Source organism: Streptomyces sp. NPDC051913 (assembly GCF_044593635.1).
In the GTDB taxonomy this organism is placed as follows: domain Bacteria; phylum Actinomycetota; class Actinomycetes; order Streptomycetales; family Streptomycetaceae; genus Streptomyces.
In genome coordinates this window covers 714006-723420 of record NZ_JBIUCI010000003.1, presented here as the reverse complement: position 1 = coordinate 723420, position 9415 = coordinate 714006, and the positions used below count along the sequence as shown (strand labels likewise).

11 protein-coding genes are annotated in these 9415 nt (G+C 69.7%); 9 read left to right on the top strand and 2 right to left on the bottom strand.

Annotated elements, in window-relative coordinates:
• The first annotated feature begins 284 nt into the window (after positions 1 to 284).
• The 5 genes from ACIHIX_RS12375 to ACIHIX_RS12355 all read left to right on the top strand — a co-directional run bounded on the left by ACIHIX_RS12375 (position 285) and on the right by ACIHIX_RS12355 (position 3731).
• Positions 285 to 461 (top strand): hypothetical protein, encoded by a 177-nt coding sequence (locus ACIHIX_RS12375; protein ID WP_399953626.1) that lies wholly within the window; start codon positions 285 to 287, stop codon positions 459 to 461.
• Between the two features lie 19 nt (positions 462 to 480).
• Positions 481 to 774: a Dabb family protein gene (locus ACIHIX_RS12370; protein ID WP_399953623.1), complete on the top strand. Its 294-nt coding sequence runs from the start codon at positions 481 to 483 to the stop codon at positions 772 to 774.
• 185 nt (positions 775 to 959) lie between these two features.
• Positions 960 to 1826, top strand: coding sequence for an RNA polymerase sigma factor SigF (locus ACIHIX_RS12365; protein ID WP_399953620.1), 867 nt, complete (start codon positions 960 to 962; stop codon positions 1824 to 1826).
• Positions 1827 to 2129: 303 nt separating this feature from the next.
• On the top strand, positions 2130 to 3023 hold the full coding sequence (locus ACIHIX_RS12360) for an RNA polymerase sigma factor SigF (protein WP_329337269.1): 894 nt from the start codon (positions 2130 to 2132) through the stop codon (positions 3021 to 3023).
• Positions 3024 to 3062: 39 nt separating this feature from the next.
• A complete protein-coding gene (locus ACIHIX_RS12355) occupies positions 3063 to 3731 on the top strand; it encodes a hypothetical protein (RefSeq protein WP_399953617.1) in 669 nt (222 codons plus the stop codon).
• An 18-nt stretch (positions 3732 to 3749) separates the two neighbouring features.
• Here the strand turns inward: ACIHIX_RS12355 and ACIHIX_RS12350 are convergent, their stop codons facing one another.
• Positions 3750 to 3956 carry a hypothetical protein gene (locus ACIHIX_RS12350; protein WP_399953615.1) on the bottom strand — a complete coding sequence of 69 codons (207 nt, stop codon included), beginning with the start codon at positions 3954 to 3956 and terminating at the stop codon, positions 3750 to 3752.
• 231 nt (positions 3957 to 4187) lie between these two features.
• Between ACIHIX_RS12350 and ACIHIX_RS12345 the strand changes: the two genes are divergently transcribed.
• The 4 genes from ACIHIX_RS12345 to ACIHIX_RS12330 all read left to right on the top strand — a co-directional run bounded on the left by ACIHIX_RS12345 (position 4188) and on the right by ACIHIX_RS12330 (position 8618).
• A complete protein-coding gene (locus tag ACIHIX_RS12345) occupies positions 4188 to 4667 on the top strand; it encodes a MarR family winged helix-turn-helix transcriptional regulator (RefSeq protein ID WP_399953612.1) in 480 nt (159 codons plus the stop codon).
• A gap of 13 nt (positions 4668 to 4680) precedes the next feature.
• On the top strand, positions 4681 to 7227 hold the full coding sequence (locus tag ACIHIX_RS12340; protein ID WP_399953610.1) for an MFS transporter: 2547 nt from the start codon (positions 4681 to 4683) through the stop codon (positions 7225 to 7227).
• A gap of 83 nt (positions 7228 to 7310) precedes the next feature.
• Positions 7311 to 8135, top strand: coding sequence for a YceI family protein (locus ACIHIX_RS12335; protein ID WP_399953607.1), 825 nt, complete (start codon positions 7311 to 7313; stop codon positions 8133 to 8135).
• 9 nt (positions 8136 to 8144) lie between these two features.
• A complete protein-coding gene (locus ACIHIX_RS12330; RefSeq protein ID WP_399953604.1) occupies positions 8145 to 8618 on the top strand; it encodes a PPOX class F420-dependent oxidoreductase in 474 nt (157 codons plus the stop codon).
• Here the strand turns inward: ACIHIX_RS12330 and ACIHIX_RS12325 are convergent.
• Entirely contained in the window at positions 8615 to 9379 is a 765-nt protein-coding gene (locus ACIHIX_RS12325) for a TetR/AcrR family transcriptional regulator (protein ID WP_399953601.1), read from the bottom strand. The genes ACIHIX_RS12330 and ACIHIX_RS12325 overlap by 4 nt on opposite strands.
• Positions 9380 to 9415: the final 36 nt, after the last annotated feature.

Below are 9415 nucleotides of genomic sequence, written 5' to 3'. Positions count from 1 at the left end.
GGGGGTTTCCCCCGATGTTGTTGGGTGGCCGGCTGGCTTCCCCCGGGGGCGCAACCAGCCCTCCCGTTTGTTGTGCCTGCCGTGGGGGGGTGCGCCGGGCCCCGCCCACACCCACCGACTGTTCTCCCGACCCACACTCTCTTCCGCCCTGCGCCGGGGCCTCCCTCCCGGGGCCCGGCAAAGGACCTGGGACGGCAGGCCGTTGGTCCTTAAATACGACGTGAAGTTACACTCGCCGCCGGCACACCAGTCCCACAGGCACCACAGTCACGGGGGAGGCCGCGATGGCGGTGAATTCGAAGAAGGCTGCCGTCTACGTGCTCGTGGTCTTCGTGCTGTACGTGATCATCACGGACCCGGCCAAGGCGGCCGACTACGTCCAGATAGGGTTCGAGGGCATATCGGACGCCGCCCAGGCCATCGGCGACTTCTTCACCTGGCTCGCCGACGGGGCGCAGTAAGCCGTATTCAGGAGTGCTCATGATCCGCCATCTCGTCCTGTTCAAGCTCAACGACGGTGTGGAGCGCGACGACCCGCGGGTCAAGGAGGGCGTCGAGGCCTTCCGGGCGCTTGAGGGGAAGATCGACGAGATCCGGTTCTGGGAGCTGGGCTGGAACCTCAGCGACCGGCCCATCGCCTACGACTTCGCCATCAACTCGGGCTTCGAGGACGCCGAAGCGCTGCGCCGGTATGTGGAGCACCCGGAGCACCAGGCGGGGGTGGGGCTCTGGAAGGAGTTCGCCACCTGGGTGATCGCGGATTACGCGTACTGAGCAGAACCTCGTCTCCGTATGGCCCCTCGCCGGAACGGCGGGGGGCTTTTGTGCGTCTTGTGCCTCAACTCTTCCCTCAACACGGTGTTATGGGGTGCTTGCACACAGTGCACATGTCTTGTGATGCTATGACCGCTTTTGACGGATGAGTTGACCGATGTAGACCGATGTAGACCCATGAAGAGGTGGCGTTGACCGTGTCGGCCAGTACTGCGCCACCCCAGGAAGAGGCTCCGGTCCAGACCCCCGCGCCCGTCCAGACCCCGGCGCCCCCCGCCCCCCAGCGCAGCCGCGGCGCCGACACCCGGGCGCTCACCCAGGTGCTCTTCGGGCAGCTCAAGGAGCTCCAGCCGGGCACGCCCGAGCACAACCGGGTGCGCGGGGCGCTCATCGAGGCCAACCTCCCGCTCGTGCGGTACGCGGCGGCCCGCTTCCGCTCCCGCAACGAGCCGATGGAGGACGTCGTCCAGGTCGGCACGATCGGGCTCATCAACGCCATCGACCGCTTCGACCCGGACCGCGGCGTGCAGTTCCCCACCTTCGCGATGCCGACGGTCGTCGGCGAGATCAAGCGGTACTTCCGGGACAACGTACGGACCGTGCACGTACCGCGCCGGCTCCACGAGCTGTGGGTGCAGGTCAACAGTGCGACGGAGGACCTGACGACGGCCTTCGGCCGCACCCCCACCACCGCCGAGATCGCCGAGCGGCTGCGCATCGGCGAGGACGAGGTGCTGTCCTGCATCGAGGCCGGACGCTCGTACCACGCGACCTCGCTGGAGGCCGCCCAGGAGGGCGACGGACTGCCGGGCCTTCTCGACCGGCTCGGCTACGAGGACCCCGCCCTGGACGGCGTGGAGCACCGCGACCTCGTCCGGCATCTGCTGGTGCAACTGCCCGAGCGGGAACAGCGAATCCTGCTGCTGCGGTACTACAGCAATCTCACCCAGTCTCAGATCAGCGCGGAACTCGGCGTCTCCCAGATGCACGTTTCGCGGCTACTCGCGCGTAGCTTCCAGCGTTTGCGGTCCGCGAACCGCATCGAGGCCTAGCGATAGAGGTCTCGTCCAGAATCGAACGAGGCCCAACCGAATACAGAAGCGATAGATCACCTTCGCGAGCGAATCGCTCACCAGCGCGGATCCCGACGTTTCTGCGCCGAAATACCGTCAGACCCCCTTTATCCAGGGCGGATTCGCGTCTCAGGTGTCGACATGTCACTACAGCGTGTTGCCGACATGTGACATTCTGCCGGAAGCGCGTTTGCCGGGGCTTCGGCGCCGGTATTCAGGTGAAGGCTGACGTTCCTCGACGGAACGCCCGCCGCGACCGTCCCGCGACCCAGAGGGGGTGGCATGTCCGCAGAACAGGGCAGCTCCAAGGTGCTCACGCTCACGAAGAGCGAGGCTGCGCCCGCGCTCGACGACGTAACCGCTGTCGAGGCCGCGCCGGCCCCGGCCCTCCCGGCTCCCCCGGCTGTCTCCGGAGCCATCGACACCCGCACCCTGTCCCGCTCCCTCTTCCTGCGGCTCGCCGCACTCGACGAGAACAGCCCCGAGCGTGTCTACGTCCGGGACACCCTCATCGAGCTCAACCTCCCGCTCGTGCGGTACGCGGCGGCCCGCTTCCGCTCCCGCAACGAGCCGATGGAGGACATCGTCCAGGTCGGCACCATCGGCCTGATCAAGGCGATCGACCGCTTCGACTGCGAACGGGGCGTGGAGTTCCCGACGTTCGCGATGCCGACGGTCGTGGGCGAGATCAAGCGGTTCTTCCGCGACACCTCGTGGTCGGTGCGGGTCCCGCGCCGCCTCCAGGAACTGCGGCTCGCCCTCACCAAGGCCAGCGACGAGCTCTCCCAGAAGCTCGACCGCTCCCCGACGGTCGCCGAACTCGCCGCCGTACTGGGCGTGTCCGAGGAAGACGTCGTCGACGGCCTCGCGGTCGGCAACGCCTACACGGCCTCCTCGCTGGACTCCCCGGCCCCGGAGGACGACGGCGGCGAGGGCTCCCTCGCGGACCGCCTCGGCTACGAGGACACCGCCCTGGAGGGCGTCGAGTACCGCGAGTCCCTCAAGCCCCTGCTTGCCAAACTCCCGCCCCGCGAGCGCCAGATCATCATGCTGCGCTTCTTCGCCAACATGACCCAGTCGCAGATCGGCGAGGAGGTCGGCATCTCCCAGATGCACGTCTCCCGGCTGCTGACCCGGACCCTGGCCCAGCTGCGGGAAGGTCTCATCTCCGACTGACCTCTTCATAATTGACGAGGCGTCAGCCACTATGGCCCGATGCCGCGTACGACATGGACGTATGGCCGTCGAGGCGCCGCGATCGGCGCATCGGCGGCCGTCGTCTGTCTGAGCGCGGCGCTGGCCGCCTGCGGGAGCACAGGCGAGGGTTACGTGGCCGTCGGCCCGGCGGGCGGTACGCCCACGGCCGTGAAGCCGACAGGGGACGTGCGGGTGGTGCCGCTCGAAGAGACGCCTTCGGGCAACTCCCCGACACCAGGCGGAGATTCAAAGGAAGCCAGGCCTCGAACGCCGAGCGCCGGACAGTCGGGCGGCACCGAGTCCGGTCGTACGGCGTCCAGTTCGCCGTCCGCGACGCCGACTGCCCCCCGTACGGCGCCGACAACCCCTCGCGCGACCGCCCCGGCCTCCCTCACCTGGGGTGACCCCGTACGGACCGCCACCGATCAGCGGTGGTGCGAGGACGTGACGCTCGTCTTCCGCAACTCCGGCGGCTCGGCGGTCCGTTCGGGGACCGTCGGTTTCGGTACGCACATCATCGGGGCGCTCGGGGTCGACTGGGGGACCGTCGAGTCGGAGGTGGGGCTTCCGGCGCCGATCGAGGGCGGCGCGCGGAAGGAGCGGACGTGGACGGTGTGCGTCGACGACTGGCGGGTGCCGCTCGGCATGCACATCGAGACGCGGGACGTCGACGTCCGCTGGAAGTAGCCCTTCGGACGGTGCCCGTTACTTGAGCGCCAGCCAGGCCACCGCCGCGACGATCGCCACGGCGACGACGACACCGATGATCAGGCCGATGCGGGGGCCGGAGGAGGCGGGGGCGGCGGCGGCCGCCTGCTGGCGGCCCTGCGGGCCCTCGTCGACGAACGCGCGGAACATCTGGGTGCTGCCGGCGGGGTCGTAGTTGCCCTGGGGGTCCTGGGGGTTAGCCATGGGGCGAGAGACTAGCGAATGAGGCGGTGCGGCCCAAGTGCGGGTGCGGCTCCGCTGTGACCGGCCAAGGTGAGGGCAGGCGGCGACCGACTCCACCGCCGTTCCACCTGGGCATTTACGCTCGCAATACTTGCCTTTGCCAAGTTTTTATGTCGCACCCACCCCGTTTTATTTGCCTGTAGCAACCAACCGCTCCTATGGTTGCCCCAAGCAACGAATACGGGAGGTGGAATGGCCGGACAGGCGCAGTACGAGGAGCTGATGCGTCAGTTCAGTGCCTTCGGCGCCGTGAAACGGGAGATGGGGCGGATCCTGCCGTCCGACTGCCCGAGCGGTTCCGCCGCCGTGCTGACGCTGCTCGCCCGCCATGGGGACATGCGCATGAGCAAGCTCTCCGAGCTGCTCGCCGTGGACATGTCGGTGACCAGCCGGCACGCGGCGCATCTCGCCGAGCGCGGCTGGATCCGGCGCTCCCTCGACCCGGCGGACAAGCGCGGCCGCATCCTGCACCTCACCCCGACGGGGCTGGCCCAGCTCGACGAGCTGTCGGAGCGGACCTGCCGGATGCTCGCCGAGCGGCTCAGTGACTGGAGCGACGCCGAGGTGGCCCAGCTGAGCGGCCTCATGGCCCGGCTCCGGGCCAGCTTCGACGACTGCCGCACCGCCCACACCACCTCTGACGATCCCACCCGTACACCCGCAAACACTTGAGACAAGGAAGCCCATGGCAACGACCACACCAGCCGGTGTGCGGGCTCACGCCAAGCACGGGGGAGGCGCCGGGCACTCGGCGGACACCCCGATGACCCACCGGCAGATCATGGAGGCGCTCTCCGGGCTGCTGCTCGGGATGTTCGTGGCGATCCTGTCGTCCACGATCGTCTCCAACGCCCTCCCGGAGATCATCGGCGACCTCGGCGGCGGCCAGTCCGCCTACACCTGGGTCGTCACCGCCGCCCTGCTGTCTATGACGGCCTCCACCCCGCTGTGGGGCAAGCTCGCCGACCTCTACAGCAAGAAGGCGCTCGTCCAGATAGCGCTGGTCATCTATGTACTGGGATCGGCCGCCGCCGGCCTCTCCCAGAACGCCGGCATGCTCATCACCTTCCGGGTGGTCCAGGGCATCGGCGTCGGCGGTCTCTCCGCCCTGGCGCAGATCGTGATGGCGGCGATGATCTCCCCGCGTGAGCGCGGCCGTTACTCCGGCTACCTCGGCGCGACCTTCGCCGTCGCCACCGTCGGCGGCCCGCTGCTCGGCGGTGTCATCACCGACACCTCGTGGCTGGGCTGGCGCTGGTGCTTCTACGTCGGTGTGCCCTTCGCCGTGATCGCGCTGATCGTGCTCCAGAAGACCCTGCACCTGCCGATCGTGAAGCGGAACGTGAAGGTCGACTGGGCCGGCGCGTTCTTCGTCGCCGCCGCGGTCTCGCTGCTGCTGATCTGGGTCACCTTCGCCGGTGACAAGTACGAGTGGCTGTCCTGGCAGACGTACGCCATGGTCGGCGGTTCGATCGCGCTCGCCCTGATCTTCGTGCTCGTCGAGTCGAAGGCCGCCGAGCCCCTCATCCCGCTGCGGCTGTTCAGGAACCGGACCATCACCCTCTCGTCCATCGCCTCGATGTTCGTCGGTACGGCGATGTTCTCCGGCACGGTCTTCTTCGCCCAGTACTTCCAGCTGGCCCGCGACGAGTCCCCGACCATGTCCGGCGTGCTGACCATCCCGATGATCGGCGGTCTGTTCGTCTCCTCCACCGTCTCCGGGCAGTTCATCACCCGTACGGGCCGCTGGAAGGCCTGGCTGGTCAGCGGTGGTGTCCTCATCACGGCGGGCCTCGGTCTGCTCGGCACCATCCGCTACGACACGGACTACTGGAAGACCGCGATCTTCATGGCCCTGCTGGGTCTCGGCATCGGCATGATGATGCAGAACCTGGTGCTGTGCACCCAGAACCAGGTCGAGCCCAAGGACCTCGGTTCCGCGTCCTCCACGGTCACCTTCTTCCGGTCCCTCGGCGGTGCGATGGGCGTCTCGGTGCTCGGCGCCGTGATGGCCAACAAGATCACCGACTACGCCACGGACGGCATCACCGCCCTCGGCCCCAAGTACGCCGCCGCGGCCTCCGGCTCCAGCTCCTCCAGCTCGATCCCGGACATGGACGCGCTGCCCGCGCCGCTGCGCACGGTCATGGAGAGCGCGTACGGCCACGGCATCGCGGACGTGTTCCTGATCGCGGCCGCCCTCGCGGCGATCGCCTTCCTCATCACCCTGTTCATCAAGGAGGTCCCGCTGCGCACCAAGGGCGCCCTGGCGCAGGAGGCCACTCCGGTCACGGAAGGGGCCCCGGCTGTGACCGCCGAGGAGAAGGCGACCGAGGCGGTCTCCGAGGAGCGCGTCCCGAGCTGGGCCGCCGCCACCTCCGAGACGCAGCCCGCCGCAGCCGACGGCACGCAGAAGCTCGCCGCGGTCGCCACCCTCGAAGCCCCCACCGCCCCCACCGCCCCCACCGGCGGCGGCATCCCGGTCCGCGGCCATGTCCGCGGCGCCGAGAGCGCGCCCGTCCCGCAGGCCGCGGTCACGCTGATCTCCCTCGCGGGACGGCAGCTGGGCCGGTCGGTGACCCAGGCCGACGGTTCGTACGGCGTGGAGGCGCCGAGCGTCGGCTCGTACGTCCTGATCGCCTCCGCGGACGGCTTCCAGCCGCAGGCGTCCACCGTCGTGGTGGGCGGCGAGCCGGTGGCGTACGACATCCTGCTCAGCGGTACGAGCGGGCTGAACGGTGTCGTCCGGGCCGCGGACAGCGCGCTGCCGGTGAAGGACGCCATGGTCATCGTGACCGACGTCCGCGGCGATCTGCTGGCCACCGGGACCACCGGTGAGCAGGGCGAGTTCGGCTTCGCCGAGCTGGTGCCGGGTGCCGTGACCGTCGCGGTGAACGCCGCCGGGTACCGGCCGCGGGCGCTGCCCGTCGAGGTCGGCGGCACGGGTGTGACCCGGGTCGAGGTCGAGCTGGAGTCGGGCGCCCAGGTCCAGGGCGTCGTACGAGCGCCGCACGGTCCGCTGGCCGACGCACGAGTGACCCTCGTGGACGCGGCGGGCAACGTGGTCGGCACCGCCACCACCGGGTCGGACGGGGCGTACGCCTTCACCGACCTGGACGGCGGCGAGTACACGGTCATCGCGACGGGCTACCCGCCGGTCGCGACGGCCCTGACGGTGGCCGGCCGGGGGACCGACGGCCACGACATAGAGCTCGCGCACCCCGGCGAGTGAGTCACTGAATACCCCGGCCCGTGGAGCGCGTTTCGAGCGGAGGCGCGTTCCACGGGCCGGACCTGTGTGAGGAGAGAACTGAGATGGGACTGACCGCGAGGATCCGCACCCGGGACGGATGGGCCGTGTCGCACGCGGTCGTCACGGTGACGGACATGACCGGCACCCAGGTGCTGCGGGCCGAGGCCGACGACGAGGGCGCGATCCGCGATCCCGAGCCGCTGGCGCCCGGCGCGTACACCGTCATCGTCACCGCCGTCGGCTACGCGCCCGCCGCGTCGAGCGCGATCGTCACCGCGAGCGGCCGGGCCGAGGTCGGCACGGTCACCCTGGCCCGGCAGGGCGGCACCGAACTCCCGCCGCCGGGACCCTGGACCGTCGACCCGGCCCACTCCAGCGTCGGCGCGGTCGCCCAGCACCTGGGCATCTCCAGCGTCCACGGCCGCTTCACCGACTTCACCGCCACGATCGAGATCGCGCCGGACGACGTCACCAAGTCCCGTGTGGAGGCCGTGATCCGGGCCGCGTCCATCGACACCGGCAACGCGATGCGGGACGGCCACCTGCGGTCCGCCGACTTCCTGGACGTCGAGGTGCACCCCGAGATCACCTACCGGTCGACGGGCATCTCGCTCGCGGGCGCCGACCGCTGGACGGTCCACGGCGAACTGGGCATGCACGGTGTCGTACGCCCCGTCGACCTGGACCTCGCCTACCTCGGCACCGGCGCCGACCCCTGGGGCGGTACCCGGGCGGCGTTCCGGGCCACGACCGAGCTGCGGCGGGACGACTTCGCCATGAACTACAACCAGGTCGTGCAGGCGGGTATCGCGGCGATCGGTACGACACTGCGGGTGGAGCTCGACATTCAGGCGGTGCAAGGGGAGTCTCTGCCTCCGCAGGCCTAGGGTGGGGCCATGGCTCCGAACATCGCTACCAACACCCGTGTCTCCCTCGACGAGTTGCTGGACTTCGTACGGCCCCGGCACCGCGCCCTGCTGCTGACCCGCCGGGCCGACGGCAGCCCGCAGGCCTCACCGCTGACCTGCGGGGTCGACGACTCCGGGCGGATCGTGGTGTCCACCTACCCGGACCGGGCGAAGACACGGAACGCCAAGCGTGACGAGCGGGTGAGCGTCGTCGTGCTGAGCGACGACTGGAACGGACCGTGGGTGCAGATCGACGGGACCGCCGAGGTCATCGACTCGCCCGACTCCGTCGAACCGCTCGTGGAGTACTTCCGCAACATCTCCGGGGAGCACCCCGACTGGGACGAGTACCGGGCGGCGATGGTGAAGCAGGGCAAGTCGATCATCCGGGTCACGCCGGAGAGGTGGGGGCCGGTGGCGACGGGCGGCTTCCCGGCGCGGCTGGCCTCGCCGGAGGCCTAGGAAGCCGGGGGGCTCTGCTCGGCCATCGCCTCGATGCCCTTGACCAGGAGGTCCAGCGCGAAGGCGAAGTCCCGCTCCCACATCTCCTCGACCGTGTCGCCGCCCCGCGCCGCCATGATGTCCTCGGCCTCCTTGACGAGGTCGGCGGTCTGCGGGGCCTGGCTCACCGCGCTCATCGCGTCCCGGAAGTACTCGTCCGGGGTCATGCCGACCTGGGCGGAACGGGCGTTGAACTGGCCCTCGATGGTGCCGAAGCCGTACACGAACTGGAAGACCGAGGAGATCGCCGCCGCCACCCCGTGCGCGGGCAGGCCGGTGCGGCGGATCACTCCGTGGATGACCCGGGAGAAGGCCAGACTGTTCGGCCCGATGTTGAGGAAGGTGCCGACCAGCGGGGAGATCCAGGGATGCCGGACCAGCAGGGACCGGTAACCCCGGGCCAGCGTGCGCAGTTGACCGCGCCAGTCCTCGCCGTCCGCCTCCGGGTCGGGGAGGTCGAGCTCGCCGTAGATGGCGTCGAGGGCGAGTTCCAGGAGGTCGTCCTTGGTGTCGACGTACCAGTAGACGGACATCGCGGTCACGTTCAGCTCGGCGGCGAGCCGCCGCATGGAGAACTTGGCCAGCCCCTCACGGTCGAGAAGCCGCACGGTGGCGGAGGTGATCCTCTCCCGATCGAGCCCGGAGGGCTGACCGCCCCGCCGAGCCTTACCGCCCTCCAGCCACACACTGGTACGCGCAGCCCGCTCCCCAGCCTCCACCATGGCGCACCTTCCTGGCTTCAATGATCCCGATCAGCC